Raw genomic sequence first — 17,308 nt, 5'->3', positions numbered from 1 at the left:
ATTGAGTTCAGGCCCCCATCGTCTAGCGGCCTAGGACACCGCCCTTTCACGGCGGCGGCACGGGTTCGAATCCCGTTGGGGGTACGCAAGGAAGTGGTAAACCGGATGAAAAAAGTCTGGTAAGCTAGAAGCCTTGAAAAAAACGCGGTAGAGATACTGCAAACGCAAGGCCCTGTAGCGCAGTTGGTTAGCGCGCCGCCCTGTCACGGCGGAGGTCGCGGGTTCAAGTCCCGTCAGGGTCGCTCTGAGCGCCGAAGAAATTCGGTTCTCAAGGTGACATGTCACCTAGGCTCTGTAGCTCAGTTGGTAGAGCGTTCGACTGAAAATCGAAAGGTCACCGGATCGACGCCGGTCGGAGCCACCAGCGAAAACCCCGCAGTTCCCAGTAATCCTGGGGATCGGCGGGGTTTTTCTTTGCTTCGTCTACACGCCGAATCCGGCTTGGATCGGATCCAATCGGGAAGAATCGGAACAGCACCCTTGGTATTTCCTTGGTAGAAACCCTGGGTCCCAGCGCCGTCGGACCTAATAATTATCTTCTCGTGCCATGTTCCACCATCGTGCCGTGGACGGAGGCGAGAAGCGCAAGCTTTAAAACAGTTTCTACTCTGACGCGGGGAGCCTAGTCCTTACCGACCTTGTAGTTGCCCCCGGTCAGGTAGCGGAGGCGGGCTCCACTCAGCTTGATCATCCATTTGGCTGACGGAATGCCTTCCTCGCCTATCCGTCACTTGCCGGGTCATCGACTGTTGACGGTGTGGGTAACACTCACCATGTTGAGTGCGTGACGATGCCGCCCTCTATCTGGAACATGAGGCCTGGCGTGACAAAACCAACTGACTTCATCGGAACTGACTCGGCGGGCTGGATGGACTGAATGTACCGCCGTGATGCAATTCGACCGCCCAAGATGGCGCGGGAGGCCTTGCGCTGGATCCGCGCGACGGGTTCGTTGTCTGTGGCTTGGAAAGTAACGATCCACCCTGAAGTCGAGTGCACGCGCGCCGTCGGTTTGTAGCCCAACGAACGAGAGACTTCGAGAAATCCGTCAATGATGCGCCGGTTGGTGTTGGTGAACTGAACCTGGCCCTTCGCGGTGACATTGCCGTCCGAATCGATCATGCCCTGCATGAGTGAGCGGCGTTGCTCCGTCCCGGCAAGCAAGAACAGATCCGGTACGTGCTTGTTTCTCAGCAAACCCAAAGTTCGGAGCCGCTGGAACAACGACTGCTGCGGCGACACTCTGGAGGGTTTCTTGATGTTCCGGATGTTGAGATGGTGACACAGGTTGTAGTCGTAGTACCTACAGGTGATTATCTCGTACGGCAGCAAAACTCTCGTTAGAATCGCGGTCACCTCTTCCACGTCCGCGTTACCGACTGCGAAGGCCCCATTTGCTGCGTACCCATCACCGAGCCAGTAGCCGAAAAGGTAGGGATCGATGGGAAGATCGAGATTCGGCGATTCACGTTTAGTCAGAGGGATACTTATTGCTGACCGTCGGCTACCTTTCATGATGGCGAGTTCCTCCGTTGTAGCCGTGAACTCGACAAAGGCGTTGTCGTGTCCATTACGGGTCTGAACGGTCCAACTCTGTGACGCCGCGGCCCGGATCCGCTGACCGTCGTCAAAGGTTATCTCGAAGCAAGGCTGCCGACGATACGTCGGGGAGGTTTCGGAGACTGGTGTCATTGCGCCGGTGATGTCAAATACCAAGTCGTTTGGGACAAGTTCGGCAAGGGGCTTCCATCCCGTCGGAGTAGCAACCCGGTGTGTGACCGCAAGTGCTTGACGTCCTGTGGCAGCGGTGCTTCTTGCCTGGGTTGCGCGAGCCTGCCCACGAGGCTGAAGGTAAAGCGCCCGAAGGTGGGCAGGCACCGATTCCTTGTCATCGGCAGCGAACTCCTCGCTCAAGTGCCCGTTGGTGACGAGGTGCCCTGGGCTTGGACCTCTAGAGACCTCGAAGAGGGCTGCTTGCCCCGGTACTTCACTCTCAACGAATGGCGTCATAGCTGGCTCCCTAAATTTTCCATGTATCTCTAAGAGAGCAGACAACTATGACAATATTAGTTGGCATTGATTCATGCCCATTAGTCCGCAGCAGTCCTCCAAAGAGCAAACGCTCCGATGGGCTGAACGACGGGCAGCTGTTGGAAGCCGTATCCGGGAGATTCGCCTCGAGCAGGGCTTATCGCAGGAGGCCCTGGCCTTAGAATCGGGCCTGAGTCGGAATATGATCATCGGGATCGAATGGGGCCGTAAGAGCGTTGCGTATGAGCGTCTGTGGGATATTGCAGCGACCCTGGACTGTGACATCACGGAATTGTTTACGCCCGCTGAACGCCGTCCAACGGTTAGCCCATACCGAGGTGGCAGTAGGGCGATGAACCATTCAGCCGGTAGGTGACGGGCTCCACTTACACGAGGCGTGAGGTTGGGCGCGGCCCAAGAAGCTGAGACCTGAGACACGAGTGTTTGGACAGAGCTACCTTCGTCGGATCATTTGTTGAACCGATGGATAGCTTGCCGGTCCAGCTACATGCTCGAATGGCTGACCGTCGAGCCCATAAGCAAAGGGCCCCCCACCGGGAGTTGCCCTGCCGATGGGCAATCCTCGTCGCATCGCCCACAGTATTGTCGCACCGCTCATTTGCTTGATGCTGACGAGATCCTGAATAACTGCCTCTGGTTGTTCGGCAGCGCGGCGGTGCTCCAATTCGCTGTTGCGGCGTGAAGTCATGGGCATCATGTGGTCCGGGCGAACGCATAGGGTGTTGCGGCATACGTGGTCGAGCGTCAGGCGGTTTCCGTGGCCGCCCATGAAGAGGCCGTAAGCGTAGCGATGGGCAAGCCATTCGTGGTTGTCGATGCTGATGACGCCGTATCCTGGCCGTATTTCACCTGTCGGGCTGAAAACTACCTTGTTGATTCTTCCGCTCCATGGCCAACAGCCAAACAGGCCATCGAGGCCGTCGCGTGTCGGCGCGATCTGTCCCCGGAATTTGTTCAAGGTTCGGCGCATGGCTTGAGGCGTGCGGATGGGTTCCACAAGTAACAGGGGCTCGTCCATCCGGCAATAGCCTTCTCGGGAATATCCGGGTACCAACCGGGTTGTACAGCCGGTGGCCTTGCACTTCGGCTTCTTCCGGTGTTCTTGCCGGTAGTGCTTTTCGCAGAGCCCCTTGGCGTAGTGGGGGTTGGGCGGAACATGGCGCTTATTCGTGGCGAGGCAGCGAAGGCAACTGCGGCGAAACTCGGCTCTCGGTCTGACCATGTCGTCGTTTCCCCCCACCACGATGTGTCCTATGTAACTCCGTCGGGGAATCCTACAGCGGTGCTGTGCGGCCCGCAAGACAGGGGTTTCCGGCGGTGAATTGCTCGATTCGGCGTGCAGAGAGTTAGGGCAAATGGCGGGGCCTTTGGAAGGTCTATTCGTAGGGCCGGGTCTGGTGGCTAGCGCCCTCTCGGAGTCTGACTGGCGGTCTGCCCCTGAGGGCGGACCGCCTCACGCTCTCTGATATGGCCGCTCCGCATCCTGGGGGCTCTATTCCCCCGGCGACGCTGGATCATGGCTCCTTGCCACGAGGCACCTGTCGCCCGGTGCGTTGTTGCCTGCTGTCACCGGCATCCCTCGTGCAATGCACTCCGGAGATGCGGATTGCTGGGCATCAAAGCAGGGCGCAAATTCACCAGTGACTCGGCCAGGCCGGAGCGGACAACCGGGCATCAGTAGGCCAGGAACGACTCAACAATTGGCTGGTCCTTCGTTCCGCCGACCGTGCACTCGATGGTTACGTCGGCTTTGGCGTTGGACTGGTTGGTCACGTCAGCCCCCACCTTGAAGAACCACCGGTCGTTCACGATCTGCGCAGCCTGCCTGTCCAGCGCCCAGTGCGGGTCCCAACCATAACGGAACTCCTGTTTGCCGTGAATGTCACACGCAGCTTGAGCGTATAATTCGTCCAAACCAGTGGACGTTGACGGCCCGGTCGCCGGTTCGGCTGCCTTGGTTTCCTCAGGCTTGTGGACCTGGAAAACAACCTTTCCGCCGGTCTTGACTACAGTCCCGGGCAACGGGGAACTGGACAGGACAGTCCAGTTCTTCGGGGACAGGACCGCCTTGCCGTTCACCGCGTCCTCGGCATCGTAAAGGGTGCCGTTCTTGAGCAACTCCGCGAGAGGGACGTCCAGAGTCTTACCCACGTAGTCCGGGAGGGTGAAACCCGCGGTCGACTGGGTCGGGGGCGAAATGCGCGTCGTCGCGCTTGGCGGGGCGGTCGTAGCCGGGGGAGGTGACGCAGTTGGAGCCGAAGGGCGGGAACAGCCTGTGAGGATAGCGAGGATGAGTAGAGCCGCTACCAGGTGGTGCCTTCTCTTTTCCGTGGCCTTCACGCCCTCTGTTCGGTACTAAGGTTGTGGCATGGCCCCGGCGTCACGAGGACTGCTGTGGCCATCAGCGTTTCGTAGGGCTTGGATCCGTCCTCGTGCTTCGGTTGAAGCATCATGCCAGAGCATGTCCCGCTCGCGGATCAGCTTCTGAAGGTCCGCCCACGCAATTCTGCGGAACCGGGTTCGCGGACGCTGCATGGACGCCGCGCGCATGCGTTCCAACTAGTCAGGGTCACGCTGGGTCATACCCATGGATGAAGCATTGGCCAGATGCGCATTCCAGTCAATATCCGGGCAATCCGGCGACGGTCGGCTGCGGCTGGGGCGGGAGTCCTGTGACGGCCTCGCAGAGGACATCCATGTCCTCGTGCTTCACTTCAACCACGACCTGACCCCGCCGAGGCGCACCTGCGTCTCTCGTGCAAACGGAAGCCGGGCAGGCAGGTTGCGAGATATCAACGTAGGACGCAAATTCACCTGCGTCTCTCACTGGGAATCGAAGAGAGCGCACCTGCGTCTCTCTCAAGGGCCCTTTGGGATCCAACGCCTTGAGGTGCACGCCTCGTCTGCCGCCGAGGTTGGCTACATAGTGCCGGAGCGTGTGAGCCCCGGAAAACAACGCGCCGTAAGCCCAGGCCTACCCGAACCGGGGCCCAACGAAGCGTCGTCAGAATTTCGTCACACTAGGCCGTTTACAGGGGCGCTAGGCCCACAGCCATGATCCTGAACAGCTGGTTTCCCGGGCTCCCAACGGTCTGGGTGGATCTGACTGGTTAGCTGTTCTAGCGTCGTCCACCACAAATCTGATGGGCGCGCCCTGCCAGAGATGGTGGGCTCCCGCTACTGGCTGTCTATTCGGCGTGCGGTTGGTGTGCCCGCTTGTGCCGAATTTCCTCTCGGTCTCTAAGTACCCACTCAGTGATCGACATGGCCATCACCACCGCGATGTAGGCCCATGCCCACATGCCGCTCAGGATGCCGGTCGCCAGCAGCAGGAAGCCGAGGGCAACAAGTGCCCACGACGTAACCTTGAGTGCGCGCACAACGCTTGCGACTGGCATGCAATGATCATCCCTTTCCTTGTGACTGCCGTAAAGACCATGCAGCCGGTAAAGCATGGAGCAGTCACGAAGCCCCTTGGCGGCGGATCTCGAGAAGTCATGAGTGCGCTACCCCCACGCAGTACAGGGTGATACCCGCCTTGCCTAATGGGTGCGGCCCGACCGGTGAGTGGGAATCAGCATGACAGCCACCCTTTGGGCCGATAACCGGCCAATATGGGTGACAATCACCATGTTCATTGCTTCGACCGCAGCTACCAGCAACGGGGTGGGGGTAGACCCTCGTTTCACGGGCAGCCCGGCCCGCCCGTGATAGCGGCTGGGGTACCGTACGGGTTTGACAGTATTAAATATGTTTTAACCTTGTGATCTGAGGCTGGCCCGTGAGATCGGCGCCGACGTCATCGCGGTGGGCGTGGAAACCGCCAAAGAACTCGCAGAAATCAGCGCGTTGAAAATCACCTCCGCGCAGGGCCGGCCCACAGGTATCCCTCCGTTCACCCGCTGGACTGGTCCGCGTGGAGCATCAGCGCACAGACCGTAACCCAGCCTGGCAACTGACCCCCACGCCAGCCGGAAGGCGATTGTTAGTGAACACTCCTACAGCAGGTTGGTACACCGATCCCAGCAACTCAACAGCGGTCAGAGCAACTTCCAGAGGAAGTCAACAGCATTCCAATTTCACGGAAGTGGGACATCTTGGACCATCTGGTGCACCAGAAGGGGATCGGGGGTTCAGGATGTTGCTGGCCCTGCAAGCCGGGATTCTTGCGGGCAGAATTGATCTACCAGATCGCGGAGTTGGCAGGCCGAAACGGTTTCGGAAGATAGGCAGATGCGCCAGCAGAAAAGCCGTCCAGCTCGTCTCCGGTTGCCGCGAACGCGGTGATCATCAAAATCGGGGCCTTAGTCACGTCGCGTAGTAAGCCAGCTACTTCGCGGCCATCCATGTCAGGGAGCCCTAGATCCAGAGTGATCAGCTTCAATTCCACGCTGGCGGCCGCCAGGAGACCTTCCGTCCCCGTTGCCTCTACCCGGACGTCAAAGCCTGCGGTGGTAAGAAGTACCTCGATCAGTCCGGCGATATCCTCGTCATCCTCGATAACCAGGCACCTACCGCGTGAAGTCATGTCCCCCCTGTGACGTCCCAGTCAGTCTACGGCCGTACGCACGGACCAATCCATAAGCGGCGCTTGGCTATAGAAACCTGCACAGCGAGAGAAGGAGCCCCTTCGCCGGAGGCTGGGTTTCCTTTTCTTGTGTATGCGGAAGCTCTTCCTGTGTTGTTGGTCGGCCCTAGCTGCGGAGTCGTAGCTTGGCTGCTCGTCCGATAAGCATGGGCACATAGTCGCGGATCGGGCCGTCGTTAAGGGCGGTGTATTCCTCGCTGACGATCCTCGACCTGGGTTCGTGGGTGTCCGGAAATTTCTTCGCCAGTCTGTCGATAACTGCTGCTACAGTCTGTGCTTCGTCTTCTTTAGCCATGGCCCAGTGTCAGCGCATAAGGCTGTCCCGTCAACGCCGTTCCGGTTCCAAGGAAGTGGGACTGGCCGCGCGGGCTTGGTCGCTGGTCAATGGATGCAAGCTGTTGACGTCCATCATCTGCCTCTTGTGGCAGAAGCCAAAGGAAGGACCGACCCTAGGGCCGATCCTTCCTTCGCACGCTTTGGCAGAGCTCCAGCCGGCAGCCCCCGAGGAGCGTCTAGGCGATTACCCCACGAACAAACCCAGCCCGGGGACGATTATCGCCACGGAGATGGCCATAGAAATGGTGTTACCGATGAAGGGGTGGAAGTCTTTCGGGAGCCGGGCTGAAACGGCGCGGGCTATCAGCGGGCAAAGCAGGGCGCCCGCGACGGCGCCGCCGATGATGGAAAGTGCGCTGCCGTTGTAGGCGAGTACGCTGGCTGGTCCAACGGAGACGACGGAGATGTAGGTGGGGGCCCATCCGCCGGCCCGGTAGAGCTTTCTCCAGACGATGACGCCGATGGCTGATGTGAGAGCTTGGACAAAGAGAATCTGGGGTAGGAGATTCGTTCCGTATGCCGGGAACAGCGGGTTCATCAGGAAGGCTGCGACGACTCCGAGGATCACGCCGATGCTGGCTAGTTCGTTGGCGTAGAACTGGGTTTCGGTGAAGTCTGCGATTACCCTTCGGACCGTCCAAACGGCGTCCTTGATTAGAGTTGGCGCTCCAGGAATGGTGCGTACTGGGGTGGGGGATTCGGTTGAGGCATCTGTGTCCTGCTGTGGAGCGGGTTCTGGCAACCGCATCCAAGGCAGGTAACGGGCGATGATGAATGTGGCCGCAGCTCCAATGGACATTGCCAGGGTGTTGGCAACAACCGGCGGGAGAGCGAGAGGGCCAGTGACGAAGTTGATGAGAACCATCGCGACTGGGGTGGTGGTGGCTGCTCCCAGGATGGCGCCGGTCAGGAAAACCGGCCAACCTTTGCCGTAGACCAGAACGGTAGCGGTTGCAACGCAGACGAACGGCACAAAGGTGGGTTGCCATCCTTCGCCGAGTCCTCCGCCAAAGGCGAGGTTCGAGAGGACCAAGCTCAGAGTTGCCGATCCCAGAATCCATGGCCACAGTCCGGTTCCATAGGATATGGGCATTCCGGCCCATTTCTTGTTCCGGGATCCGGCCCACCATGCCAGCGCTGCGCCGGCCAGCAGGCCGATGGAGGCCAGCCAGGACTTGTAGAACTGGGGTTCTGTCATGTCTCCAAGGGCCCATTGGGCCCGGGTGAGGAGATCGTTCGGTAGTGGTTGGACCCACTCGGTGTAGGTGGGGCCTTGTTGAGCGAGCAGGGGAGAGAGTGCGCTGATACCTACGGTTAGGGCTCCGAAGAGTGCGACGACAGCTGTGGCGCCGATGAGAAGTCCTGCGAGGCTGAGTTCGGTGCGGGGCGTTGGTGCCGAGGTTGTCTGTGGGGGAGGGCCGAGTTGGGTGTTGGGAACCGGTACATCGGCGAGCATTTCTTGAGACGGATTTTGTCTCGTGTTGTCGGTCATGGGAGGCCTTAGGTCAGGGTCTGGGTGGTGGCCGGACTAGCGGACGAGGGGGGTACCGTTGAACCCCAGAAGGGGGTCATAGAGGTCTGTTCGGCGGTCACGGGCCAAATCGTTGAGGTCGTTCCAGATCATGGCTGCCCGGGATGCGGTGAGGTCGAGGTCCGCGTAAATAATGGTTTTGGCTTCGGCATCTGCGATTCCTCCTATAGGCCAGCCGTTCGTTCCGGTGATCAGGGAACAGCCGAGGAACTTGCCTCCGCGTTCTTCGCCGACCCGGTCGGCTGCGACGATGGGGATGGTGTTGACGTGCGACGCGGACATGGTGAGGTAGGAGGCCATGCAGTTGCCGGCGTCGTCAAAGAGGGGAGGCGGCGTCCAGACCCAGTTGTTGGTGGAGCAGATGATGTCCGCGCCTTGGGCAGCGAGGATTCGTGCTACTTCCGGGAACCAGATGTCCCAGCAGATCAGCAGGCCGATGCGGCCGATTTTTGTTTCGAAGACCGGGTACTCAGTGCCAGGTGTGAAGAGCAGCTTTTCCCGGTTCCACAGGTGAGTCTTGCGGTATTTTCCGATGAAGCCCTCGGGGCCAATGAGGACGGCCGTGTCGTAAAGTGTTACGCCTTCTTGTTCCAGGATGCCTGCGACCACGTAGGCGTCGTGTTGGCGGGCGGCTTCAATCCATGCTTGCGAGGTGGGGCCGTCCGGGACAGATTCTGCGTGAAGATATGCTTCCTCCCTGGTATCGAAGGAGTACCCGGTGCTGGCTAGTTCCGGCAAGACGATGAGCCTTGCGCCCTCATGGGCAGCCTCGGCGATGAGAAGCAACGTGGTCTCGACATTTGATTTCTTGTTTTCGATGCCGACCTGGGGATCGGACTGCACTGCGGCAACTTTGATTTCGCTGGCCGCGGGTGAGGTTCCTGTGCGCATTTGGTTAGTTCCTTTTGATGTGAGGGTTATTTCGGGTGTGAATAAGCTGCTGTTGAACTGATGAAGGAATTGCGCACCTCGTCAGGGGTGTCGACATACCGAGTGCGTTCGGCGCCCATCGCGTTCCGGATCTGCTCGACGTCAGCACCGGAGGCCACAAGTGCGGCCAGAAGAATGCGCGCCTGGCTTGGCCTGAGGTGGCCGGCGGGGATGGCTCCGGCGGACATCAAGTCAGCACCCCCGCCACCCCCTCCATAGACTCCCCGGATCGGACCTCCGGCAACCCGGGACGAGACGACGACAGGAATCCCGTTCCGAACGTGTTCGGCAACGGCACCCACAATGTCGGGATTCGCGTTGCCGTACCCCGTCGCCTGCAGGACGATGCCCCGCGCGCCGGCCTGGATATTCGCATCTAGCGCGACTCGATCCACGCCGGGGTATATCGCGATGGTGTCGATGCGTATGTCTCCGATCGAAACCGGATGCCGCGGCCCGTCGGACGGAGGACTGACCTTTGAATGCACACGCACACAGCGGTCAATCACGATCCCGAACGGCCCATGGTCTACATCGAAGAAGGCTGACAGTGCACTGTTGTGGATTTTGCGCGTCCCCCTTGCCGCATGCAGTACGCCTCCAAAACAGATGAGGACACCGCATCCACGGGCATTTGATGAGGCCGCCACAGCAATGGCATCCGCCAAATTTTCGGGACCATCGGTGTTGGGATCATCAGCGCTTCGCTGGGCACCAGTGAAAACCACAGGACGGGGGTCGTCGTGGAAAATGTCGACCAGCATCGCGGTCTCTTCCAAGGTGTCGGTTCCATGGGTGACGACGACCCCACAGGTGTCCAGCTGACTCAGGGCTTCTCTGACAGCGTCGTGGACGGCATCCATATCAGCCAAGGTCATCGAATAGCTATTAGTCGAGAGAACCTGAACGACGTTGACGTCGACACCCTCCGGCGTCGCAATGCCCGCCACCAAAGCTGACCCTGGGATCGCGGCAGATTTCACCCCGCGACCATCGGTCGTGCTGGCAATCGTTCCGCCAGTCGTGATGATAACCACTTTTCTCATTACTTGCCCAATCGTTTGCGCGTCGTATCTGAGTCAACCATAAGTGATATGGTGTGGATCACGCAATCGTTTGTGCAAAGTATTTCGCGACACCAGAAAGCAGGGCCTGATGAGCACCGATCCACTGCCGTTCGCAGATGAGGCTGGTCGCCCTACGCTGCGGACAGTTGCCGAGATGGCAGGTGTTCATGTTTCGACGGTGTCGCGTGTGTTGGCCCCGTCGCTCCGGCCCGGCGTTCGGACAGCTTCGAAGGCCACGACTGAGCGGATCAAGGCCATCGCCGATTCGCTGGGCTATTCACCGAATCCAATTGCCGCCGGTTTACGCACCAGTCGCAGCTCCTTGGTGGGAGTGCTTGTTCCAAGGCTGACTGACATCGTGCTTGCCACAATCTATGAAGGGATCCATGAGGCTGCCCGCGGTCATGGATACCAGACCTTCGTTGCCAATAGCGAGGACAGGCAACCCGAGCGGGTAGCCGGGGCGGAAATGCTTCTGGCGCGGCGGGTCGATGGGCTGATTCTCGGAGACTGCACGCTGGACTCGACATTTGCGGATTCCCTGCAGCAACGCGGCATCCCGTTCGTGCTGGTAAGCCGACGCTCCGGCAAGCATCCTGCCGTAGTGGGCGATGATTACGCGGGAGGCCGGCTCGCAGCTGAACATCTGCTCTCTCTCGGACATACCGATGTGGGGATAATAGCGGGCGAGGCCTACGCAAGCACAGGTGTCGACAGGACCGCAGGGTTCGTGGACGCATACGCGAAGGCGGGAATCAACATACCGGACTCCCGGATAGTTCACTCCAGCTTCGACGTCATCGGCGGACGAGAAGCATCGACGCGGATCTTCGCCAGCAAACCCTGGCCCACAGCACTGTTTGCAGTAAACGACTTCGCGGCCATTGGAACGTTCGGCACCTTGCGCGGTCTGGGACTCCGCGGCGGTGAGGACATTGCCGTGGTGGGCTACAACGACACCGTCCTGGCCGCCGAACTCCCCGTTCCCCTTACATCCGTGCATTCCTCCATGCGTGAGATGGGCGAAAAGGCTTTTGAACTGCTTCTTTCCCGTCTCAACGGTGAGCCCGTCGTGTCACACATAATCCCGCCAACTCTCGTCGTCAGAGAATCAAGCGCCGGCGTACGCTCTACCCTCCGTATCGGGAGCAACTAGGCGGGAGACCCCGCCGGCGTGCCGTTCACCAGTGAACAGTACGGAAATTCACGTCAAGCAGCCTCAGAGCGAGGTTGCCAGCCCTGTATGCGCGGTAGCAGCGTCCTCTTTCTAGCCGGCCGCTGCAGGTTCGGTTGACCCAGTCCTGGTACGGCCAGCCACATTTGACGCGCTGAGGGGCGTTAGCCAGTGTTCCTCGGCACCATCTGGGGCGGACGTTGTTGCCGAGTGGCCTATCCTGGCCAGCGGGGGTACTTGCGGTGCGACGTCGTTGAACCGCCCGGTGCGGTTGCAGCGGCTAGCCGCCGCCATGCCATTGAAGTTCTCAGCGCGGAGAGCCAAATGGTGAATTCATTGTCTTTTCAGTTTCCTGAAACGCCTGCACAGCGGAGAGAATCGTTCCGGCTCCCAGTGCCTGCGTGATCCGATGGGTTCGAAAGGCGGGTTCTTTCGCTTTAGCCAACAGGGCGCGTCATGAATGCTCGATGGAAGCTAGCTTAGCTCTACATTGCAAGGGGGCAGAAGGGAGACCACTCAGGCTGGATGATCGGCGTCGTAGTTGAGGCAGATCTGCTGCCGGATGATGTCCATAGCAGCGATGATTGCGATGCTGTCCTGTGGGGGGAGTATGGTTCCTGCGGTAGGAAGCTTTTTGATCAAGGACTCCATCTCCATTGCTTGGAATTGCATGCCTCTGCCCTTTGCCGGGTGGGTGAAGACCTCGACCAGGTGGCCCTGGTTGTCGTACCGTCCGAAGGTTGCGCTCTGGTTCCAGACGGATTCGATGCTAATCCAGCCCTCGGTTCCGATGATGGTTGCCCGGTTGGCTCCGGCGGCATCAAGTGCGCAGTCGAGCAGCGCCTGTTCACCGTGCGGGTAGGTAAAGATGACCGCGGTCTGTCGGTCAACGCCCGTGGTGGTCTTTGCGGCGCTTGCCTGTATTTGTTGTGGTGCGCCGAAGATGTCGAAGGCGAAGGAGATCGGGTAGACGCCGAGGTCCAGGAGTGCCCCGCCGCCCAAGGCGGGGTTGTTGAGACGGTGGGCGGGGTCTTTCGGAAGGTTCCGGTTGTGGCTCGCTGTGATCTTGCGGATCTCCCCGAGTAGTCCTTCTTTGATGATTTCGCGGATGCGGACCATGTGGGGGAGGAAACGAGTCCACATGGCTTCCAAAACCACCAGACCATTTATCTCTGCCAGGGCCACGATTTCCTGCGCCTCGTGGACGTTGATGGTGAAGGGTTTCTCGACGAGCACATGTTTACCGGCGTTTAGTGCCAGTAGCGCATGGGTGTGATGGAACGTGTGCGGGGTCGCAACGTAGATGACGTCGACTTCTGAGTTGGCGACCAACCCCTCGTAGCTTTCATGGGCATCCGGGATGCCAAACCTGGCGCTAAACGCTCTGCTTGAGTCCAGGGAGCGGCATCCAACGGCTTGGACCGTAAACCCGTAGTCGATCAAGTCCTGCGTTTGTGCGGTAGCGATTCTGCCGGCGCCAAGGATGCCCCAGCGGATGCTGTTAGTCGGCGTACGGACTGCTATTTCATTCACTTCGGCGCTTTCTTGTGTTGCGGGCATGGCGAGCGTCGCCGGGAGGATCCTGGCTACCCGTGTGTGTTTGGGATGCCAATTGCTGCTTCTCGTTGATGTCCCCGTTTCCGGCCCACTTTCCCCCGGCTTGGTCGCCTTGGGCGGTGTTGGACAGCCAGGCGATCGCTTCCAGTGTCGAGCACTCCAGGGATGCTGGTTCTGGCCATTGCGCTGGGACTCGTTCAAGGGCTTCCGTGGGAGGCGCAGGCCAGGGCTCGTGACGGATGTCGTCCAGAGAACCGATTGCCATGAGGCCCTCGGTCAAGGCTCTTTTGAGGAGTTGCAGCACTGTGCCCCTCAGGTCCCTGCCGCCTACGCGCGTGTACGCGGAAACGTAGTCGGTGAACATGCCCAGACTCATAACGTCGCCGCGGTTCTCCACCAAGATGCGGTGCAGGACGTCGGGTTGACCGGGGCAGACCCGTCGCTGATGGTTTAAAGTCTCCGATTCAGGGGCTGTGTTTCTATGGAGAACGGATCCGGGTGCGACATTAGTTGGTGCTCCCGATTGTCTGGGTCGTTGAATAGATCCCGTACCGTAGCGAGGACGGTGCCGCTTGCTCGTAGTACGAGGACGGGGTCGAAGGACGGTTCGGATGTGACGTTTCGAAGTCGTCCCGTCTGAGTGTCAGGGCTCGGATGTCGGCTGTAGAGATACTAGCTTTCGAGTGGTGTTCGGCAGCCTTTGCCGAACGGCATTGGCAAGCTGTGGGCGAGGCCTCCGGGCGAAGGTTCTCTGCAAAGATGGACATGTTTTTCTGCGATTCTCGGGTCAGTGGCCTGGCGTCGGACGTGCACAAGGAGCGTGTCGACGTTGCAAGATAGCCCGGGCGCAGATGCGGGCAGCGATCACAGTCTGGAGCCGCGGAACTCCTGCGCGACTCCAGACTGTGTTGGTTGTGCCCGCCGTCTGCTTGAGGGGCGCAAAGTCGCTCTTAGCGCTTTACGCGTTCGTTGTAGGCCTTCAGGGCAGCGGTTCCTTTGTCCTGGGCCGTAGTCAGGGTTGCTCGTACGTCGGCTCCGTCGGCAATGGACTGGATGGCGCTGCGTACGTCGGCGCGGCTCTGACCAAATGCGCCGTTGTGGCAGCCAGCCGCTGCGTTGGCATCTTTGGTGCTTGCCAGTTGTTCCAGGAGAGCTTTCTTCGCCGGGTCGGTTTCAGAGCCTTTCAGTTCATTCAACGCGGCTTTTGAGGAGGGAAGGTAGCCGCTGTCCTTGAAGATCTCCTTTTGTACGTCGGCCGATCCCATGAATTCGGCGAACTCGAGGGCTGCTGCCTGTTCGGAGGGCTGGCGTCCTTCGCCGAGGATCCACAGGGCACTGCCACCGGGCACTGCTCCGCCCTTGTCGGAGGCAACGGGCAAGGGCAAGGCGTCAATCGTGAACTTGGCTGCTGCTGCAGTTGTGCCGAGGCTTGCTGATGATGCCAGCAGCATCGCGGCCTGCTGGCTGCTGAACGCTCGCTGTGCGGCCGTTCCGTCGCTGCCGACGTTCAGGATTGCACCCTTCTTCAGTGATTTTTGGTAGTGCGTCCATGTGGCCACGAGTTCATTGTTGACGTAGTCGAACGCGTTTGCCGGCTCGGTCCCAAGCCCATTGTCCGGCGTGCAGTAGGTGAAGCCGTTGGATGCGCTGAACTGTTCGTTCCACCATTCATTGTGTTGGAACACTAAGCCTGGGGTGCCTGTGGTCTCGTGGATGGTGTCGGCCCAGTCGAAGAGCTCCTGGATGTTTTTGGGCCGTTCGGCCGGGTTGATCCCTGCTTGGGCAAGTACTGCGGGGTCGAAGAACACGGCCGGTTGGGAGACCATCATCGGAACGGCCCAGAGTTCGGAGTTGATGGTGTAGTAGTTGGCCGCGGCTGTGGCCACGGAGTCGCGGTTGAATTTGTCGCCGTCAAAGGGGCTGATGGAGCCAGGGATTGTGGCGAGTCCTGAGTCGTGTAGGTATGCGGTGAAGGTGTCTCCGCCTTGGAACAGGGGAGGTGTCTCGCCGCTCTGTACTGCGTTGGTGAGTTTGGCTGCTGTTGCGGCGTAGTCACCTTGGTAGATCGCGTTGATGGTGATCTGGTGTTTGTTGCTGGTGTTGAAGGCGTTGACTTGTTTCAGAAGTGCGTCCGCAGATGAGCCTCCGACTGAGTACCAGAAATCCAGTTGGACCGGGCCTTCGGACTTGACTGTCGTTTGTGTCGTTTCGCTCGCGCAGCCGGTAAGGCCTACAACCAGGGCGGCCGCGGCGCCCACGGCGCCAAGGCGGAGGGACGTAAGGTGTTTCATTTCACTGCTCCTTCGGTGATTCCCCGTGCGAGGAATTTTTGACCCACGAGCACCAGGATGATTGTGGGAATACTGACGATGATCAGGCCGGCGAGGCCTGCCCCTATATCTGTGTCCGCTTCGTCGAAGAGCGCTTTGACGCCTACTTGGACGGTGCGCGCTTCGGGGGATTCGGTGACCAGAAGCGGCCAGAGGTATCCGTTCCAGGCGGCGATGGCGGAGACCAAACTGACGGCCATTACGGTGGGTTTGGTCAATGGAATGAGAAAGCGGGTGAGGAATCTGATGGGTCCCACGCCGTCGAGTCGGCTGGCTTCCACAATTTCGGTCGGGAAGCTGAGGAATGACTGGCGCAGCAGGAAGATTGAATATGCGGACGCGATGAAGGGAAGGAAGACGGCCAGCAGGGTATCGAAGAGGCCGAGGCTTCTGATCGTGAGGTAGTTGGCGACGACGGTGGCCTCGTTGGGGATCATCATCGTGACCAGGTAAAGGCCCAGAATGAGGGTTGGCCGCTTGAAACGCCCAAAGACAATCGCGTAGGCCGCGAGCAAGCTCGTGAGTACCTGTAGTCCTGTCTGAGCGATGAGCACTAACGTGGAATTGAGGATCTGTTGGAACAGCGGTGCCCGGTTGAACGCTGACACAACGTGGTCCCACGTAAAGCCGGTGGGGATGATGTCCAGGAGTGTCCCGGCCACCGCGGGGGAGGGCCTGACTGCACCGAATGCCACGTACGCGATGGGGAGAACGATTACCAGTGCGACGGTTGCCAGATATGTAAGGAGCGCTATCCGGGTTGCTGATTTCATTTGTAGTTGACCCTTCGCTCGAGCACGCCGAATTGGATCGCGGTGAGTGCCAGTATGAGTATGAGAAGGACGATCGATCGGGCCGAAGCTGCACCGTAGTCGGCCGTGCCGCCGAACGCGGCGTCGTATATGTCCAGCACGAGTGTCTTGGTGGAATCGGCCGGCCCGCCGCCGGTCAGGACGCTGATCACAGTGAATTCCCTCAGGGACTGGATAGATTGCGTCACAACGATGAAGAACAGCGTCGGTGTGATGAGCGGAAGTGTCACTGACGTCAGCTGGCGCCAGAATCGTGCTCCGTCAATAGCTGCCGCTTCGTAGATTTGCGTCTCAATGGAGTCGAGCGCAGCCAGAAGCAAAAGAACAGTGAAACCGAGGGCAGTCCACACATCGACCATGATCACGGAGATAAGCGAGATGCTGGTCGACGTCAGCCAACCCACGTTTTCGCCGCCGAAGGTATTGGCGATCACGTCGAACAGGCCACTGGATGGGGTCATGAGAGCCCGGAACGCCAAGCCCGCGACGGCGACCGAGACGGCCATCGGCACGAGCACCGTGGCCCTGAAGATAGCTGTACCGCGGAGCCTGGATGACAACGGGACGGCAATGGCCAGACCGAGGAGAAGTTTGCCGGTGACGGACCCGGCCATGAAGGCCACCGTCGTCCCCAGAGTCCGCCAAAAGTCAGGATCACTGAGCATGTCGGCGTAATTATCGCCGCCGACAAAGCCCTTGGGCTGCCCGAAGAGGTTCGTCGTTTGCATGGACAGGAACAGTGTCCGCAGCAGCGGCCAATAGTCGAATAGGGCTATGGCGCCGAGACTGGGGATGAGGAACAGAACAGCCCAGAGGTGGGGACCCTTACGGCGCCGCGGCGGACCATTGCGGCCCTGCGGCGGCTTGAGCGCCGGTCTTGATGGATTCGATTGAAGCGCAACCATGATCATTCTCTTCGTTGGGAAATTGG

Annotated in this window: 16 protein-coding genes and 3 tRNA genes; 5 read left to right on the top strand and 14 right to left on the bottom strand. The window is 59.6% G+C overall.

The genetic code is table 11. The features are described 5' to 3' along the window. Positions 1-11 precede the first annotated feature (11 nt). From M1D51_RS19780 to M1D51_RS19770, 3 genes are all read left to right on the top strand, one after another. Positions 12-84 (top strand) — tRNA-Glu (locus M1D51_RS19780). Between the two features lie 84 nt (positions 85-168). Then, a tRNA-Asp gene (locus M1D51_RS19775) sits at positions 169-242 on the top strand. A 46-nt stretch (positions 243-288) separates the two neighbouring features. Then, positions 289-364 (top strand) — tRNA-Phe (locus M1D51_RS19770). Positions 365-768: 404 nt separating this feature from the next. On the opposite strand, the gene M1D51_RS19765 is transcribed toward M1D51_RS19770, so the two are convergent. Beyond that, a complete protein-coding gene (locus M1D51_RS19765; protein ID WP_458107727.1) occupies positions 769-1,914 on the bottom strand; it encodes an LAGLIDADG family homing endonuclease in 1,146 nt (381 codons plus the stop codon). Positions 1,915-2,083: 169 nt separating this feature from the next. On the opposite strand from M1D51_RS19765, the gene M1D51_RS19760 reads away from it, so the two are divergent. Then, on the top strand, positions 2,084-2,407 hold the full coding sequence (locus M1D51_RS19760; protein ID WP_458107726.1) for a helix-turn-helix domain-containing protein: 324 nt from the start codon (positions 2,084-2,086) through the stop codon (positions 2,405-2,407). Between the two features lie 78 nt (positions 2,408-2,485). Here M1D51_RS19760 and M1D51_RS19755 read toward each other — a convergent pair whose 3' ends face one another. The 8 genes from M1D51_RS19755 to M1D51_RS19720 form a co-directional block, all read right to left on the bottom strand. After that, entirely contained in the window at positions 2,486-3,070 is a 585-nt protein-coding gene (locus tag M1D51_RS19755; RefSeq protein ID WP_458107725.1) for a hypothetical protein, read from the bottom strand. 656 nt (positions 3,071-3,726) lie between these two features. Beyond that, positions 3,727-4,203, bottom strand: coding sequence for a hypothetical protein (locus M1D51_RS19750; protein WP_458107724.1), 477 nt, complete (start codon positions 4,201-4,203; stop codon positions 3,727-3,729). A 1,037-nt stretch (positions 4,204-5,240) separates the two neighbouring features. After that, positions 5,241-5,450 (bottom strand): hypothetical protein, encoded by a 210-nt coding sequence (locus M1D51_RS19745; RefSeq protein ID WP_458107723.1) that lies wholly within the window; start codon positions 5,448-5,450, stop codon positions 5,241-5,243. Positions 5,451-6,235: 785 nt separating this feature from the next. After that, positions 6,236-6,580 (bottom strand): response regulator transcription factor, encoded by a 345-nt coding sequence (locus tag M1D51_RS19740; RefSeq protein ID WP_458107722.1) that lies wholly within the window; start codon positions 6,578-6,580, stop codon positions 6,236-6,238. Between the two features lie 166 nt (positions 6,581-6,746). Further along, positions 6,747-6,935: a three-helix bundle dimerization domain-containing protein gene (locus tag M1D51_RS19735; RefSeq protein ID WP_458107721.1), complete on the bottom strand. Its 189-nt coding sequence runs from the start codon at positions 6,933-6,935 to the stop codon at positions 6,747-6,749. Between the two features lie 225 nt (positions 6,936-7,160). After that, the gene (locus M1D51_RS19730; RefSeq protein WP_458107720.1) at positions 7,161-8,468 is read right to left on the bottom strand and encodes a hypothetical protein; all 1,308 of its coding nucleotides are present in this window, start codon (positions 8,466-8,468) and stop codon (positions 7,161-7,163) included. Between the two features lie 36 nt (positions 8,469-8,504). Further along, positions 8,505-9,398 carry a nitrilase family protein gene (locus M1D51_RS19725; protein ID WP_458107719.1) on the bottom strand — a complete coding sequence of 298 codons (894 nt, stop codon included), beginning with the start codon at positions 9,396-9,398 and terminating at the stop codon, positions 8,505-8,507. 26 nt (positions 9,399-9,424) lie between these two features. Next, positions 9,425-10,420 (bottom strand): asparaginase, encoded by a 996-nt coding sequence (locus tag M1D51_RS19720; RefSeq protein ID WP_458107718.1) that lies wholly within the window; start codon positions 10,418-10,420, stop codon positions 9,425-9,427. A gap of 172 nt (positions 10,421-10,592) precedes the next feature. On the opposite strand from M1D51_RS19720, the gene M1D51_RS19715 reads away from it, so the two are divergent. Continuing rightward, entirely contained in the window at positions 10,593-11,660 is a 1,068-nt protein-coding gene (locus tag M1D51_RS19715) for a LacI family DNA-binding transcriptional regulator (RefSeq protein ID WP_458107717.1), read from the top strand. Between the two features lie 534 nt (positions 11,661-12,194). Here the strand turns inward: M1D51_RS19715 and M1D51_RS19710 are convergent. The 5 genes from M1D51_RS19710 to M1D51_RS19690 form a co-directional block, all read right to left on the bottom strand. Then, on the bottom strand, positions 12,195-13,238 hold the full coding sequence (locus tag M1D51_RS19710; protein WP_458107716.1) for a Gfo/Idh/MocA family protein: 1,044 nt from the start codon (positions 13,236-13,238) through the stop codon (positions 12,195-12,197). Then, on the bottom strand, positions 13,204-13,599 hold the full coding sequence (locus M1D51_RS19705; protein ID WP_458107715.1) for a hypothetical protein: 396 nt from the start codon (positions 13,597-13,599) through the stop codon (positions 13,204-13,206). The genes M1D51_RS19710 and M1D51_RS19705 overlap by 35 nt, the downstream gene beginning before the upstream one ends. A gap of 586 nt (positions 13,600-14,185) precedes the next feature. Then, positions 14,186-15,526 carry an extracellular solute-binding protein gene (locus M1D51_RS19700; RefSeq protein WP_458107714.1) on the bottom strand — a complete coding sequence of 447 codons (1,341 nt, stop codon included), beginning with the start codon at positions 15,524-15,526 and terminating at the stop codon, positions 14,186-14,188. Continuing rightward, on the bottom strand, positions 15,523-16,338 hold the full coding sequence (locus M1D51_RS19695; protein ID WP_458107713.1) for a carbohydrate ABC transporter permease: 816 nt from the start codon (positions 16,336-16,338) through the stop codon (positions 15,523-15,525). The genes M1D51_RS19700 and M1D51_RS19695 overlap by 4 nt, the downstream gene beginning before the upstream one ends. Next, positions 16,335-17,282 (bottom strand): carbohydrate ABC transporter permease, encoded by a 948-nt coding sequence (locus M1D51_RS19690; RefSeq protein ID WP_458107712.1) that lies wholly within the window; start codon positions 17,280-17,282, stop codon positions 16,335-16,337. The genes M1D51_RS19695 and M1D51_RS19690 overlap by 4 nt, the downstream gene beginning before the upstream one ends. Positions 17,283-17,308: the final 26 nt, after the last annotated feature.

This window comes from Arthrobacter sp. R3-55, from assembly GCF_054161505.1.
Note: the sequence above shows the minus strand (reverse complement) of the source record. Positions and strands in the feature narration are given on the sequence as shown.